We start from the raw sequence: 14,801 nt of genomic DNA, 5'->3' as shown, positions 1-14,801 counted from the left end.
TGAGGCAGAAAATGCGGAAAGAGGGGGTACCGGGTGGCAATCAGAATACTTTTGGCTGACGATCATGCCCTGCTGCGGCAGGGGATCAAGCGTGTACTGAATTTTGAAGACGATCTCGAGGTCGTCGGTGAAGCAGAGGACGGACAGGAGGCGCTGGCGCGAACACTCATGCTCAAACCGGACATCCTTCTGCTTGACATTAATATGCCGGGGCTGACGGGACTGGATGTAGCGAAACAACTGAAGCAGGCACGTTCGCGTGTCAAGATCATCGCACTCACGATTCATGACAGCGATAATTACGTTCTTGAACTCTTGAAGAACGGTGCACTCGGCTACCTGCTGAAGGATGTTGAGCCAAATGTGCTCATTAAGGCGATCCACATGGTCAATGAGGGGAATCCTTTCGTCTATCCGAAGCTCGCCGAGCGCCTCTTTGGCACGTCTTCCATCTCGGGCGACGTCGGGCGCATGGCGAAGGAAATCTGGGACGAGAGCCGCGGGGAACGCCTCACCCCGCGCGAGATGGACGTGCTCGGCTGCATCGCAAAGGGGCTGTCGAATCAGGACATTGGCAAGGCACTAGGGCTCTCCGAAAAGACGGTCAAGAACCATCTCACCAGCGTCTTCCACAAATTGAAGGTGAATGACCGCACGCAGGCACTCGTCTACGTACTGAAGAATAAAATCGTTTCGTTGGAGTAAAGGAAACGGCACGCACGCACAGGAGCAGCGTGCCGTTTTTTGCCTGTTCGATGGAGAGTAAGGAACTATGTATATCAGACTCAGTGCGCGGAGAACCAAGGCATATTATCAGGAGATCATGGCACAGGCGATGGCAGAAACAGATCAGCTGCGGAGGATGTCTCCTGACGTTGCCATGTATGAGGTGATTTATGCGCAGCTGATGGATCTAAAAGAACAGGTGATTGACCGCGGCATGGTGATTCCCAGATCTGTTCTCTACAAACGATATTCCTTGGGCACAATCGCCGTAAAAAATTTCGACGAGGAACATGATCCATACGCGCAGAAACTCTGCGATTGCTATGGCGGGGCCATAGACTATCATAAGATGCCGTAATAAATGAGAAGAATTATCATTGATATTAACCTAATCATCTGATATACTTTTCATAAAGAGGTGATGCTATGTCAGATGTTTTTGAGGGACTGATGATCCCCTTCATTGGTACGGCGCTCGGTGCCGGCTGTGTCTTCTTTCTGAAGGATACGCTCAACCGCAGTGTGCAGCGCGGTCTGACAGGCTTTGCCGCAGGCGTTATGGTGGCGGCATCGGTCTGGAGCCTTCTCATCCCTGCGATGGAGGGCTCTGGCGATCTCGGGCAGTTCGCCTTTGTTCCTGCTGTCGTCGGCTTCTGGGCGGGGACGCTCTTTCTCCTCATCCTCGATCACATCATCCCGCATCTGCACATGAATGCGCAGCAGGCGGAGGGGCCGCACAGCCGCCTTTCGCGGACGACGATGCTCGTCCTTGCTGTGACCCTGCACAACATCCCGGAGGGGATGGCAGTCGGTGCGATCTATGCGGGCTGGCTGAGCGGCAGCGAGGGCATTACGCTCGGTGCGGCTCTTGCGCTCTCACTCGGCATTGCCATCCAGAACTTTCCCGAGGGGGCGATCATCTCGATGCCGCTGCGCGCGGCGGGGATGGGAAAGTGGCGTGCTTTTGCGGGCGGCGTCCTCTCAGGTGCGGTCGAACCGATCGGCGGCGTACTGACGGTGCTTGCAACGGCACTCATCGTGCCCGTTCTGCCCTATGCACTTTCCTTCGCGGCGGGCGCGATGATCTACGTCGTGGTGGAGGAATTGATCCCGGAGATGAGCGAGGGAGAGCACTCGAACATCGGCGTGCTCTCGTTTGCGGTTGGCTTTACGCTCATGATGATGCTCGATGTCGCGCTCGGATAAATGCGTACAGAAAAAGAGCCGACATGGGTGTCGGCTCTTTTTCATGGAAAGGGATGCTCGCAGGCTGGGAATACCTGCGGCTTGAGAAATGGGATGTAAGGATTTGCCTTACCATCAGGAACGCAGGGAGACGTTCCTATAGAGGGATGATCAACGGGGGGGAAAGATGTCGGGGAGGACGTTTCGTGTTCCCCGTTGACACTTCGTATTTTATCATGTTTTGTTTGAAAATTTTGTAACCTAGGTCACACAATAAAAAAAAATATGTATTAATAATGGCAAATATTGAACTTCTATTTTTGTGGCTTAATCTTTTTCGACTGTTTTCGTGCTTTGCGCAAAAGTTCTGAGGAAGTCTCGCCAGATCGGGATGGAACATTGATTTTTGGTTGGAAAGAACGTATAATATCACCGAGACAGCGCATCCGAGAATTGATGCGTCTAAAGGGGATGCCCTTTCGTTATGGTGATGAGGAGGAATTTTCATGCGTGATTATTTAAGAATCGCTCAGGTCATCGGTCGTGAGATTATCGATTCGCGCGGTAATCCGACGGTTGAGGCAGAGGTCGTTCTCGAGGACGGCACGATTGGCCGCGGTGCTTCTCCCTCGGGTGCATCCACGGGTGAGTTCGAGGCACTTGAGCTGCGTGACGGAGACAAGAAGAAGTTCGGCGGCAAGGGCGTCTCGAAGGCGGTTGACAACGTCAACAAGAAGATCGCCCCTGCGCTCCTCGGCCTTGAGGCGAGTGACATCTATGCTGTCGATCAGGCGATGTTCGATGTGGACGGCACGAAGGATAAGTCAAAACTCGGTGCAAACGCGATTCTTGCTGTTTCAATTGCAGCATCGGATGCGGCGGCAAAGTCCGAGGATATTCCGCTCTACCGCTTCTTCGGCGGTCTGCAGGCGAACGTCCTGCCCGTTCCGATGATGAACATTCTGAACGGCGGTGCACATGCGACGAACTCCGTCGATACGCAGGAGTTCATGATTATGCCGGCAGGCGCACCAACGTTCCGCGAGGCACTGCGCTGGTCGACTGAGGTGTTCCATGCACTGCAGGCACTCCTCAAGAAGGAAGGCAAGACGACGGCAGTCGGCGACGAGGGCGGCTTTGCGCCGGATCTCGACTCCGATGAGGACACGATCGAGCACATCCTGAAGGCGATTGAGAATGCCGGCTACAAGCCTGGACAGGATTTCGTCCTCGCGATGGATGCAGCTTCCTCCGAGTGGAAGGACAAGGAGAAGGGCAAGGGTTTCTATCATCAGCCAAAGTCCGGCAAGAAGTTCACATCCGATGATCTCATCAAGCATTGGGAGTCGCTCATCGCCCAGTTCCCGATCTACTCGATCGAGGACGGCCTTGACGAGGAGGACTGGGACGGCTGGAAGGCGATGACGAAGGCACTCGGACACAAGGTTCAGCTCGTCGGCGATGATCTCTTCGTCACGAACACGGAGCGCCTGAAGAAGGGCATCGAGCTCGGTGCGGCGAACTCCATCCTCATCAAGCTGAACCAGATTGGCTCGGTTTCCGAGACGCTTGAGGCGGTCAAGATGGCGCATAAGGCGGGCTATACAGCGGTCACGTCGCATCGCTCGGGTGAGACCGAGGACACGACGATTGCCGATCTTGCCGTTGCGCTCAATACAGCGCAGATCAAGACGGGTGCACCGTCCCGTTCCGAGCGCGTTGCGAAGTACAACCAGCTCCTGCGCATCGAGGAGCAGCTCGGCGCAAGTGCGGTCTATCCGGGCAAGCGCGCGTTTGGCTTCACGAAGTAAGCATCAATCACGTATGGGAGGAATCCACTGCACTGCGGTGGGTTCCTTTTGTATTCTTTGATGAAAAGAAAGTGTCTGCACATGAAAAAAGTCGAAATCCCTAGCGATATAATGAAAATGGCGATCTCGCTGAAATCGTTTGGTATTGATGGGTGTGCGTGGCGCGCACGGGATGCACTTGTGGTGATTTCATATCTGTCGGAACAGAACGCCGTTATATTAGGTGGTGATGTTTATAAAATAATGGGCAATCAGATCGAGACAGCCTACGCTGGCTGGCATTATGATCCAATCATAACGAAAAATGCACGGGAGAACATACAAGTGGGTGAAGAAAAAGCCGTTGCGTACATTCGACATTTTTTAGAGCAAAATGGCGATAATTTTATTTATGCAATTGTATATCAAGTGTTCATCAGTGATTTTTGTTTGGAAACAGGGTACTGATGATACAAATAATATGAGCAATGAAGTTACATGAGTGCTGCATGTTGTGTATAGAAAGGGGACTGTTGCACGGATAGCTTCGTGCAACAGTCCCTTGTTTCCGTCAGTCACTTACTTACAATACCTGCACGATGTCTACGGCACTCTTGCGCTCCTTGTGGCGTGGGGAGGGGACACCCTTTTCGGTCGGATAGCCGACGGGGAAGATGGCGATGAGATCATAGTCTGCCATTGCGGGGAATGCTTTCTTCAGCTTCGGTGCGTCGAAGTGTCCGACCCATGTCGAGCGGAGGCCTTCGTTGTGGATGGCAAGCATGATGTGCGTCGCGACGATGGAGGCGTCGACATCGGCGAAGTTGCGTTCATCATAGGAGCGCACCCATGCTTCATTTGCTTTTCCACCAACGACGAGAAAGACGCCGGCACCGAAGGTATAGTTCGTTGCCTCCGCGAGTTTTGCACGGGCGGAGGGGCTCTGGATCGCCCAGACCTTAAACGGCTGTTTGTTGACTGCCGTAGGAGCGAGACGTGCCGCCTCAAAGATACGGTTCATGGATTCGTGCGGGATTTCCTTGTCGGAAAGGGCACGGCAGGAAAACCGTTCACGGATGAGTTCGTTAAATTCCATCATGTTCCTCCTTTTCTCCAATACGTTTATTATATCATAGCTGTGCAACCAATACCCGTTCAGCAGAAAACAAAAAACGAATGGGATAATCCGCTATAGTTAAGGGGGTGGAGCCTTCTTCTAGATGAGATCCTGCCGCCCGCAATGGATGCACTCTCAAAGGGGATGAAACAGGGCGTTGACATTCTGTCGCTTGGTGAAGATGGGCGCGGGATACGTGTGTCCAATAATGCGCCGTGGTATCAGGAGTACTACAAGCAGCACGGGAAAGCCCCGAATCAGGCACAGCTGCGTGACCTTGCCTATCTCCTGACGGTGGGGGATGCGTCTGCTCCAAATGTGGAGGGATGGATACCGACAACGCGTGAAGCGGCGGAGGCAATGGACGCGGCACGCGGCGAACTGGATGAACTGGACGGGCACATCAAGACGCTGGAGAATATCAAAGAGCGCATGATGAAGGTCGATTCGTTCGAGGTCAAGGGCTCTGCTGGACTGTCGCCCGAAGGGTATAAGCTCTACCGTCAAATCATTGAGATGCTGGAGAAGATCGGCGGCAAGCAGAAGGAGGACAAACAGACAAAAGTCGCGCGTATGAACGCCATGCTGTTTGCACATCACGCGGATATTTTCGCGGCGGCAATGCGCACGCAGGAGGGGAAAGAGAAATACACGGCACTGGACTATTTCGAGCAGAAATTCGGATTGCGTGATGGCGGGCGGTATGCGCCTGACGCGGCGACGCTTCATCAGGCGATGAACGCAGATGTAAATCTGGATGAACAAGTGCCTATTGTTGATATTACTGCCGCTCTGCCGCAGAAGAAAATGTCGAACAAGGACGTGCTGAACTTTATTCGCGGGCTCGTGCAGAAAAACGATACGATTACATCTGCGGATGGGAAAGCTGTATTCAGCATTCTCCCCAAAGATGTACGCCATATCACGTTTTCCAGCAACAAAAAGGCAAACGCGGCGGAGTTCAGAACAAGAAAAGCAAGCGTTGTTTCGATTGAGAACCTTTTGGAAAACGCAGTGCTTATCGAAAGTACCCCGAACCGTAAAACATCAAAAAAACCAAATGTGCGCGCGTATCATCGTTTCTACGTTCCCGTACAGATGAATGGAAAACTGTATACGATTCGTATTGTTGCAGAGGAACAAAATGGTGCGATTACCATTGAACCGACAGATGTCAACCTCTATGATGTGATTGTAGAAAAAAAGACTTCCCGCACCCCGGCAGGAATTTCACCTGTGATGGGGTCGGCGGGAAACCTTACTACAATCAGTATACGCGATATGCTCTCCGGTGTCAAGGATGCAGATGGAAATGTGTATGCACAAAGCGCATGGCACGGTACGCCGCATGACTTCGACGGCTTTGACCTCGGCGGAATCGGTACGGATGCGAATATCTATCATCAGATAAATTCGCTTGACAACGGGAACGCAGACGGCGATAATGAGAGCAGGATAAGTGATGCGGTTTTTCAGAAGTACCTGAACGACGGTATCATGGAGATGGTACGCGACAGGGTATCTGCTGAAATTGGCGAATACGTTGATCTGTCGGTGATGCATGATCCTGTGGAACGGGATTCGGCACGCGACCGTCTTCCGTACATTCGTAAGATGTTGGCAGACTACAATACGAATACCATTCAGAATAAGCCCGCCTATCGGGATCGTTTGGCGGTAAAGATTGAGTACGCAAGGAGGTGCTTCGATAATGACCCAAGAGTACAACATGGAACTCTTCGACAAATGGACGGACACGAACGACCGCAAGACATACATCGAACTGGGCAAGCAGCTCTTCCCGGGCGAAATGACGGACGAGGAGTGGGAGAAGCAGGCAGACATGGCACTCGCGGGGTATCTCGTGCAGTAAGCGGCGAACGCTCGGGCGCACGGGCACATTTTGACAAACTCTATAATGATATGCAAAAGCACCTTGAAGATCAGGGTGCTTTTTCTATGCTTAAACAGATGCTCCGTCAAGAAGTGCATGGTGAAATCTCCAAAGAGGACGGAAAGCGCATCATCACGCTTTTTGAGAGTGCGGATGAATCGACGTTCATGCACGAGATGGGTCACATGTTTCTGATTTCACGCTCCTTGTCATATTTTATCAATTTATTATAGCAGAAGATAAGAAAGTTGTGCTATCATCTGTAAAAGGAATGGAGGATATGATGCGGAAGAAAAATCTTACGGTGTTCGCCGCTTTCATCACGGGGCTTGGGCTGCTTGTTTCTCCTCTGCGCGCCGAGGCAATCGACGCATGGGGTATTGCGGCACAGGCACTCGGCGTGCTCGGTGCATACCATTCAACGCTCGGTGCGGTGCTCGCGCTCGGCAACGATGTTCACGCGCAGCATGAGAGCGAGCGGCAGGATATTGAGGAAAACGGACGCGCACGAAATGCACGCGATATTGCTCTTATCGATCATGTGATGCAGCGGCTCGTGCAGGACGGAGACTATGTGCTCCGCGTGAACTCGCTTCCCTTTGTCTGGGCGGTGAACGACAGCTCTGTCTTTAACGCTGCATGCTATCCGACGGACTACGTGAGCATCAATCGCGGGCTGATTCGCGGACTGAACGGAAACGTGGATGAGATTGCGGCGGTGCTCGGTCACGAGATGACGCACGGTATCCGTCAGCACAGCGCACATAACTATGCGAAGGCGGCAGCGCAGTACTATGGGATGAGCTTTCTCAACATGGATGCGGGGCTGATGGACTGGAACAAGCTCAATGCACTGGCGGGCTATTCCATTGCAAAAAACATCACTCTGCCCACAGAGTACGAGGCGGACGAGGGCGGCTTCCATATCATGACGAGCGCCGGCTTCAACCCCGGCGGCGGTGCGGCGGCAATGGCACGGATGGGTTACTATCTAACCTATGTCACGCAGGATTTGCAGGAGTACCAGAATCCAAAGGACAAGGATCTTCCGCAGGACGATTACTCCGACCACCCTGCGACGGAGCGGCGCGAGGCAAAGCTCGCGGAGATGCTTGCGGCATACAGTGCGGGGCACGTGACGGTGGCGGATCGGCGGACGGTCTGCATCGACGGCACGCCGCTCCTCACGGCGACGCAGACGGATGAGGACTATGACAACAGCCCCGAGAATGCCTATCTCGCGGCAGGTGCGCTTGCTCGTGCTTTTCATGACTATGACAGTGCAGCGGATTGGGGACTCTCTGTAACGCGCGGCGGGGGCGTATCGCTGCGCGGTGATGCCCGTATCAATGCGGCACTGCTGCCCCTTGTGGAGAAGTCTAAGGCCGGGGCGCAGCTCATCGCCCTCGTTGGGGATGCGTATGCCGGGGAGACGGCGAGCGGCGCGCGGGAGAAGCTGCGCAGCGAGGAGCAGACGCGTGCCGCGGAACGAGAGGCGGAGCGTGCGGCGGTTGAGGCCGCCGATGCGAAGGCAGTGGATAAAATACGCGAGAACAGCGACGCCTACAGTGACTATGGCGACGGGATGCGTGCCCTCATGCTGATGGCGCGTGTCTTTGGTGCGGCGCACGACGACAAGCCTGCCCTCAGCTATGTCATTCGTGCGCGTGCCTATGCCGTGCTGGGCGACGCTGACCGTGCCCGCGCCGACGCCGACCGCGGTGTCGCCGATGCCCCGTCAGATGTCCTCACGTGGGTCAACCGCGCGGATGTGCGGCGCATGCTCGGCGAGCGCGACGGCGCACTCACTGATGCACTGAAGGCAATCGAGGTGGACGCAAAGAGCCCCTATGGGTATCTGATCGCCGCAGAGATCTACGATGAGCTGGGCGACGGTGATGCGGCAAAGGACTACTACAAAAAACTCTATGCGGTCGAGCCGAAGGCGGCTGCACGCATCCCCGACAGCTATCTGGAGCAGATCGATGGACGTGCCTATCAGGCGCGCAAGAAGGCAGAGAAGAAGGCGCGGGAAGCAGAGGAGGAGCAGAAAAAGGAGAGCGGAATGTAAAAATCGGCTGCTGTACGTATGATTTCTTCGTACAGCAGCCGCTTTGACGATCCCTATTCCTTTTTCCCCATGCGCCGCCAGATGGTGTAGCAGAGTGCGGCGGCGGCGATGACGGCGACATCTACGATGCGGTAGGTGAATGCATAGCCGTATGTGACAGCGACGATGCCGAGCCCTGCAGCAGCAAGCCCAACGCTGATGTCGAGTGACCAGAAGTAGGTCGCTGTGGCGACGCCGGCACGTGACGCGGGGACACTGCGCACGGCAAGCGTCTGAAGCGCAGGCGTGACTGCGCCGAACCCTGTGCCGAGGAGCAGGGCGGCGCCGATCAGTCCCGTGAGTCCCATGATGCTGCCGAGGAGCGCCATGCCAACGGCAAAGAGAAGTACCCCCGGGTAGACCGTATAGTCCGGCCCCATGCGGTCAAAGATGCGTCCGACAAAGGGACGTGTCACGAGAATCGCTCCCGCATAGCAGGCGTAGAAGAGACTCGTCTCTGCCGACAGCCCGAGACTGCGCGTATAGAGCGGGATAAAGGTGAGCACACTGCCGTAGGCGAAGAAGAGAATCCCCGCGATGAGGGCGGGCGCGAGCGCGCGCCGCTCGATAAATGTCTGAATGGAGAGACGGTGCCGTGCACCCTGCGGCAGGATGACGGCATCGGGCAGACGCATCGTGCTCATCACGATGGAGAGTGCGGCAAGTACACTGAGTGCAGCGAAGAGCACTGTGCTCGAGAGATGCTCCATGATGAGCAGTCCGACCATGGGCCCGACGACCATCGCGAGATTGGTGGAGAGGGCAAAGTAGCCGATGCCCTCTCCCTTGCGCGAGGGCGGAAGAATCAGTGCTGCGAGCGCTGCTGCCGTCGTTGTCGCCACGGCGAAAATGACGCCGTGGAGGAGGCGCAGGCCGTAGAGCATGGAGATCGCAGAGGCGACGAGGAAGAGCGCCATAACGATGAAAAACAGGATGCTGATGACGATCATGAGGCGCCGCTTGTTGACGGCGTCGATGAGAATGCCCGCACAGGGGCGCGCAGCAACCGTGCCGATCTGGAAGAAGGTCATGGCGAGACCTGCTTCGACGTCGCCGCCTCCGTACTCCTGCATCATGACGATGGGGAGTGCCGCGATCATCGCGTATTGCGTCAGATAGATGAGGAAGCTGACGAGACTCATGCCGAGAAATTCGCGCGTCCAGAGCACTCCCTTTGTTGCCGGTTCGTTCATGTTATCATCCTCTTTATCAATGATACCTCATATCTGTCAAGAAGCATGGTTTACTTTTTCTATTTCCATGGTAGAATGGCGTGAGTTTTGGACGGTACGGCGAAATGGGGCGAATCATGGGAGATACAGGGAAAAAAGAAATTGGGATGCGTGAGGTGCACGCGACGCGTGCCTTCTTCTTTATCGGTGGATTTGGCACGGCGACGTGGGCGCCGCTCGTCCCTCTCCTGCGCGAGCGGCTGATGGTGGGGGACGACGTGCTCGGGATGCTGCTGCTCTGCATCGGTGTCGGCTCGCTCCTGACGATGCCGCTCTCGGGCGCACTCGCCATGCGGCTCGGGTGCCGTCGCGTCGTCATGACGGCAGCGATTCTCTTTGCCGTGATTCTTCTGCTCGTCTCATGCGTGGATGCACTTGTCCTGGCCGTGCCGGCGGTGCTCATCTTCGGTGCGGTGATGGGCTGTATCGACGTTGTGGTCAACATCGTCGCCGTACTGGTGGAGAAGGGCATCGGGCGGCGCATCATGAGCGGGATGCACGCCTTCTGGAGCCTTGGCGGCTTCGTCGGCGCCGGCCTCTACGGTGTCTGGGTCGGGCTGCTCGGACTCTCGCCATTTCAGTCGACGGCGATTGCGGCAGGGCTCATCTTTCTCCTGACGGCGGTGTTCGGACGCCATCTGATTCCGTACGGCGGGGGCAGCAGAACGCTGCTTGCACTGCCGCGCGGCATCATTGTCTTTGTCGGCATGACGGCGTTCATTGCGTTCCTCAGTGAGGGGGCGGTCATGGACTGGGGCGGCGTCTATCTGACCACGGTGCGCGGAATGGATCTCGCACTTGCGGGCACAGGCTATTCCGTCTTCTCCGCCGCAATGCTTACGATGCGCTTTCTCGGCGACCGCGTTGTGCAGCGCATCGGCGCACTCCCCGTTGCCGTCGGCGGTGCGCTGCTCGCATTTGGCGGGATTTTGCTCGTCATGTTTGCGCCCGTGGATACGCTGCTCTATGTCGGATTCTTTGCCATCGGCATCGGGAGCGCGAACATCGTGCCCGTCTTCTTCTCTCTGATGGGGCGGCAGAACGTCATGCCGGTCAGTGCGGCGGTCTCCGCTGTCAGCACCATGGGCTACCTCGGCATTCTGGCAGGGCCGGCCGCCATCGGATTCGTCTCGTCGCTCACAACGCTGCAGACGGCATTTGCAATGCTCGCTGTGCTCAGCATCCTGCAGGCGGCGATCGGGTTCTGTGTCTTCAAACGCATCAAATAAATGGATACAAAAAAACGCCATTTCGCACGGAATGGCGTTTTTCTATCCTTACTGTGCCAGCGCGTTGACCTTCTTGGCAAGGCGCGACTTCTTGCGTGCCGCAGCGTTCTTGTGGTAGACGTTGTTTGCAGCAGCCTGGTCGATGGACTTATATGCTGCGACGAGGAGGGTTTTCGCCTCATCTGCGTTGCCGGCAGCAACAGCATCATTGACACTGCGGATGGCACGGCGGACGCGCGTCTTTTCCGCAACATTGCGTGCATGGCGCTTGGCGTCAGATTTTACACTCAGAATGGATGCCTTAATGTTTGGCAAATCGTTCACCTCCTCAATGAAAAATGTACTGCGTAATTCTATCACAAGCCAAACGAGAATGCAATATTTTTTTCGTAGAGCTCATGTGAAAATTGTATGCAAATTATTATTACTTTCGCGCTTGCTATTAAAGTAATCATATACTATAATAATGATATGATAAGTGCTTGAAACCTTGAAATACAGGGGCTTTGCGAAAAAAATATTTTTTAAGAATTGAAAGAAAAATGCAGGAAATTTCTTTCGTACATCGAATAAATATCCTATAAATAATAGGCAGAGGGAGAAAACACGAAAGAGAATGCTGGGGACAAGCAGCAGAAATATGGATCACATTGGCAGAAATATGGCGTGTCAAACAAGCGTACGATAAACCTCGTTGCGCGGCCATTGCATACATGGTTGGGATACCGCTCGGTATCCGAGAGGGGAGAATGTCCTATGAGAAAGATTGAATGCTTGGCAATGATTTTGGCGGGCGGACAAGGCAGCCGCCTCGGTGCCCTGACAAAGCGTGTTGCAAAGCCCGCCGTCCCGTTTGGCGGAAAGTACCGCATCATTGATTTTCCGCTCAGCAACTGCGTGAACTCCGGCATTGAGCGTGTCGGTGTGCTGACGCAGTACCGTCCGCTTGAGCTGAACCAGTACCTCGGCTCGGGCAGTGCATGGGATCTCGACAAGCGCGACGGGGGGCTCTTCGTCCTTCCGCCATATGCACGTGAGAAGGGCGCAGAGTGGTACCGCGGCACGGCGGATGCCATCTACCAGAACCTCAACTTCATTGATATGTCGGATCCCGACTATGTGCTCATCCTCTCGGGCGACCATATCTATACGATGGACTATGCGTGGATGCTCGAGCAGCACAAGAAGACGAAGGCAGAAGCCACCATCGGCGTCTTTGAGGTGCCGTGGGAAGAGGCGTCGCGCTTCGGCATCATGAATACGGATGAGAGCGGACGCATTGTTGAGTTCGAGGAGAAACCCGCGAAGCCCAAGAGCAATCTCGCGTCGATGGGCATCTATATCTTCAGCCGCGACTATTTGGAGAAATACCTTACAGCAGATGCAAAGAGCGAGACATCCAGCCACGATTTCGGCAAGGACATCATTCCGCAGATGCTGTCGGATGGCGGACGACTCTATTCCTACGCATTCAATGGCTATTGGAAAGATGTCGGCACGATTGAGAGCCTTTGGCAGGCGAATATGGATCTCCTGCAGGATGAGCCGCCGTTCGAGCTGTCAGGCAAGTGGCGCATCTACTCGTTCAATCCGTCGATGCCGCCGCAGTTCGTCGGCAAGGATGCCCATATTGTACGCGCCATGATCAGTGAGGGGACCATGATCTTCGGCACGGTCGAGAACTCTGTGATCTTTCCGGGCGTACGCGTCGCAAAGGGCGCAGTGGTACGCAACTCCGTTCTTCTGCCGTCGGCGCGCGTCGCTGAAGGCGCAGTGGTGGACTACGCCATCCTTGCACAGAATGTTACGGTTGAAGCTGGCGCACAGGTCATCGGTGAGCAGTCACAGATCGCCGTCATTCCGGAGGGGGAGACGGTGACTGCCGCGGCAGGTGAGCAGCAAGTCGGCTGAGCTGTGGGAATGGAGAGGTATGACGATGAACACGATAATGGGACTGATCAATCTGCAGGAGGACAGTTCGCTGATCCGTGAGCTTGCCGACCGCCGTGCGGTGGAATCCATTCCCTTTGCCGGACGCTATCGCCTGATCGATTTCGCTCTGTCGAGTATGGTCAATTCCGGTGTGCACAAGGTGGGCGTGATGCTCCCCGACGAGCCGCGCTCTGTCCTCGATCATCTGCGTTCCGGCAAGGATTGGGATCTGGCACGCCGCCATGACGGTCTCTTCTACCTCCCCGCCGCTCCCGATGAGGCGCAGCGGCGCAAGGGTGATCTTAAGAATTTCTATCACAATCTTGACTTTATCGAGCACGCATCGACAGACTATATTCTGCTCGCGAACGGCAGCTTCGTCTACAACGTGGACTTTGACGAGGTGCTGCGCTTTCATCAGAATACGGGGGCAGACATCACGCTCGTATCGCATACGACCGAAGATGAAAACATGGGCAGCAACGTGGTCATTGAGACGGCGGAGAACGGGCTTGTTCTTGATATTGCAGAAAAGCCGGTCGCCTATGAGGGGATGAAGGTCTCCATGGGGGTCTACCTGATGGAGAAGGCCGTCTTCGTCGAATGTGTCCGCTATGCCTACGAGCATGGCGGGCAGATGTTCCTCCTCGACGGCATCATCCGCCGTGCCGGGAACTACACGATATTTGCCTATGCGCATGACGGCTATATGGCACACGTGGATTCAATGTCCACATACTACCGTGCGAACATGGAGATCCTTGACCCCGTCGTCTGGGAGAAGCTTTTCATGGGCGATCGCCCGATCTATACGAAGATCAAGGACGGTGTTCCGGTCCAGTACAAGGAAACGGCGAAGGTGGAGAACTCCCTCATCGCGAACGGCTGCATCGTGCGCGGCGAGGTGGAGAACAGCATCCTGTTTCGCGGCGTGACGGTCGGGCGCGGGGCGAAGATCCGCAACTCGATTATTATGCAGAAATGCGAGATCCAGAATGGCGCACTCGTCGAGAACGTCATCTGTGATAAGAATGTTGTCATCACGGCGGACAAGTGGTTGAAGGGAGCCGCAGAATATCCGCTTGTGATACGCAAGAACACGACGATATAGGGGTTGTCAGAAGCCGCAAGCGGCTTCTGGTTTGCTTTTGGGGATGCCTGCCGTCGGCAGAAAACGGAGTGAGGGAACTTTCGGGGCTTTGGAAAAGGAGTGGACGTTTTGGCACATGAGGAAAAGGATGTAAGACCTACAGGGAAAAGCTACGAGACGATGAAGAAAATTCTGAAGAGCCGCTTTGTCACAACGGCACATGTGCTCTTCGGACGAGATGTTGACGAGCTGACTGAGGCTGAAATCTACAAGACGGTTGCGGCAACGGCGAAGCAGTCCATCTCAGACAACTGGATCAAAACGAACCGACAGTATGCACAAAAGCGCGTCAAGCAGATTTACTATTTTTCCATTGAGTTCCTGCTCGGCCGCCTCCTGCGCGCCAATCTCATCAATCTCGGCCTTGAGGAGGCGATGAAGGAAGTCCTGCAGGAGTTTGATCTGAAGCTCTCGGATGCCTACGAGGAGGAGCCGG

General features: G+C 55.0%; 13 protein-coding genes and 1 pseudogene. 11 read left to right on the top strand and 3 right to left on the bottom strand.

What is annotated here, in order from left to right:
- The first annotated feature begins 33 nt into the window (after positions 1-33).
- The 5 genes from HMPREF0908_RS08145 (at position 34) to imm40 (ending at position 4,169) form a co-directional block, all read left to right on the top strand.
- Positions 34-705 carry a response regulator gene (locus HMPREF0908_RS08145; protein WP_006691010.1) on the top strand — a complete coding sequence of 224 codons (672 nt, stop codon included), beginning with the start codon at positions 34-36 and terminating at the stop codon, positions 703-705.
- Positions 706-772: 67 nt separating this feature from the next.
- Positions 773-1,084: an immunity protein Tsi6 family protein gene (locus HMPREF0908_RS08140; protein WP_006691009.1), complete on the top strand. Its 312-nt coding sequence runs from the start codon at positions 773-775 to the stop codon at positions 1,082-1,084.
- A gap of 68 nt (positions 1,085-1,152) precedes the next feature.
- On the top strand, positions 1,153-1,932 hold the full coding sequence (locus HMPREF0908_RS08135) for a ZIP family metal transporter (protein WP_006691008.1): 780 nt from the start codon (positions 1,153-1,155) through the stop codon (positions 1,930-1,932).
- 485 nt (positions 1,933-2,417) lie between these two features.
- On the top strand, positions 2,418-3,722 hold the full coding sequence (gene eno / locus HMPREF0908_RS08130) for a phosphopyruvate hydratase (RefSeq protein WP_006691005.1): 1,305 nt from the start codon (positions 2,418-2,420) through the stop codon (positions 3,720-3,722).
- Positions 3,723-3,803: 81 nt separating this feature from the next.
- Positions 3,804-4,169, top strand: coding sequence for an Imm40 family immunity protein (gene imm40 / locus HMPREF0908_RS08125; RefSeq protein WP_040572644.1), 366 nt, complete (start codon positions 3,804-3,806; stop codon positions 4,167-4,169).
- Between the two features lie 115 nt (positions 4,170-4,284).
- Here the strand turns inward: imm40 and HMPREF0908_RS08120 are convergent, their stop codons facing one another.
- Positions 4,285-4,797 carry a nitroreductase family protein gene (locus tag HMPREF0908_RS08120; protein ID WP_040572643.1) on the bottom strand — a complete coding sequence of 171 codons (513 nt, stop codon included), beginning with the start codon at positions 4,795-4,797 and terminating at the stop codon, positions 4,285-4,287.
- Between the two features lie 144 nt (positions 4,798-4,941).
- Between HMPREF0908_RS08120 and HMPREF0908_RS08115 the strand changes: the two genes are divergently transcribed.
- The gene (locus HMPREF0908_RS08115) at positions 4,942-6,945 is read left to right on the top strand and encodes an LPD3 domain-containing protein (protein ID WP_006691002.1); all 2,004 of its coding nucleotides are present in this window, start codon (positions 4,942-4,944) and stop codon (positions 6,943-6,945) included.
- Positions 6,946-6,995: 50 nt separating this feature from the next.
- Complete coding sequence (locus HMPREF0908_RS08110; RefSeq protein ID WP_040572688.1) at positions 6,996-8,783, top strand: M48 family metallopeptidase; 1,788 nt, start codon at positions 6,996-6,998, stop codon at positions 8,781-8,783.
- Between the two features lie 53 nt (positions 8,784-8,836).
- Here the strand turns inward: HMPREF0908_RS08110 and HMPREF0908_RS08105 are convergent, their stop codons facing one another.
- The gene (locus HMPREF0908_RS08105; protein WP_006691000.1) at positions 8,837-10,015 is read right to left on the bottom strand and encodes an MFS transporter; all 1,179 of its coding nucleotides are present in this window, start codon (positions 10,013-10,015) and stop codon (positions 8,837-8,839) included.
- A gap of 104 nt (positions 10,016-10,119) precedes the next feature.
- Between HMPREF0908_RS08105 and HMPREF0908_RS08100 the strand changes: the two genes are divergently transcribed.
- Positions 10,120-11,283 carry an MFS transporter gene (locus HMPREF0908_RS08100; protein WP_006690999.1) on the top strand — a complete coding sequence of 388 codons (1,164 nt, stop codon included), beginning with the start codon at positions 10,120-10,122 and terminating at the stop codon, positions 11,281-11,283.
- Between the two features lie 48 nt (positions 11,284-11,331).
- Here HMPREF0908_RS08100 and rpsT read toward each other — a convergent pair whose 3' ends face one another.
- Positions 11,332-11,598 carry a 30S ribosomal protein S20 gene (gene rpsT / locus HMPREF0908_RS08095; protein ID WP_040572641.1) on the bottom strand — a complete coding sequence of 89 codons (267 nt, stop codon included), beginning with the start codon at positions 11,596-11,598 and terminating at the stop codon, positions 11,332-11,334.
- Positions 11,599-12,039: 441 nt separating this feature from the next.
- Between rpsT and HMPREF0908_RS08090 the strand changes: the two genes are divergently transcribed.
- The 3 genes and pseudogenes from HMPREF0908_RS08090 to HMPREF0908_RS08080 all read left to right on the top strand — a co-directional run.
- On the top strand, positions 12,040-13,194 hold the full coding sequence (locus HMPREF0908_RS08090; RefSeq protein WP_006690997.1) for a glucose-1-phosphate adenylyltransferase: 1,155 nt from the start codon (positions 12,040-12,042) through the stop codon (positions 13,192-13,194).
- 25 nt (positions 13,195-13,219) lie between these two features.
- Positions 13,220-14,326, top strand: a complete 1,107-nt coding sequence (glgD, locus tag HMPREF0908_RS08085; protein ID WP_040572640.1) for a glucose-1-phosphate adenylyltransferase subunit GlgD — start codon at positions 13,220-13,222, stop codon at positions 14,324-14,326.
- Positions 14,327-14,485: 159 nt separating this feature from the next.
- Positions 14,486-14,801: pseudogene (locus HMPREF0908_RS08080) on the top strand (glycogen phosphorylase); the annotation flags it as partial.

Source organism: Centipeda flueggei ATCC 43531, assembly GCF_000160695.1.
GTDB classification, from domain to species: domain Bacteria; phylum Bacillota; class Negativicutes; order Selenomonadales; family Selenomonadaceae; genus Centipeda; species Centipeda flueggei.
This window is presented reverse-complemented; position numbering and strand designations above follow the sequence as displayed.

Bases quoted from the DNA above. Each gene is read 5' to 3' on its own strand.
- HMPREF0908_RS08120 (WP_040572643.1), bottom strand. From the start codon at position 4,797: ATGGAATTTAACGAACTCATCCGTGAACGGTTTTCCTGCCGTGCCCTT.
- HMPREF0908_RS08100 (WP_006690999.1), top strand. From the start codon at position 10,120: ATGGGGCGAATCATGGGAGATACAGGGAAAAAAGAAATTGGGATGCGT.
- HMPREF0908_RS08110 (WP_040572688.1), top strand. From the start codon at position 6,996: ATGCGGAAGAAAAATCTTACGGTGTTCGCCGCTTTCATCACGGGGCTT.
- HMPREF0908_RS08090 (WP_006690997.1), top strand. From the start codon at position 12,040: ATGAGAAAGATTGAATGCTTGGCAATGATTTTGGCGGGCGGACAAGGC.
- HMPREF0908_RS08135 (WP_006691008.1), top strand. From the start codon at position 1,153: ATGTCAGATGTTTTTGAGGGACTGATGATCCCCTTCATTGGTACGGCG.
- HMPREF0908_RS08105 (WP_006691000.1), bottom strand. From the start codon at position 10,015: ATGAACGAACCGGCAACAAAGGGAGTGCTCTGGACGCGCGAATTTCTC.
- HMPREF0908_RS08140 (WP_006691009.1), top strand. From the start codon at position 773: ATGTATATCAGACTCAGTGCGCGGAGAACCAAGGCATATTATCAGGAG.
- HMPREF0908_RS08115 (WP_006691002.1), top strand. From the start codon at position 4,942: ATGGATGCACTCTCAAAGGGGATGAAACAGGGCGTTGACATTCTGTCG.
- imm40 (WP_040572644.1), top strand. From the start codon at position 3,804: ATGAAAAAAGTCGAAATCCCTAGCGATATAATGAAAATGGCGATCTCG.
- eno (WP_006691005.1), top strand. From the start codon at position 2,418: ATGCGTGATTATTTAAGAATCGCTCAGGTCATCGGTCGTGAGATTATC.
- glgD (WP_040572640.1), top strand. From the start codon at position 13,220: ATGAACACGATAATGGGACTGATCAATCTGCAGGAGGACAGTTCGCTG.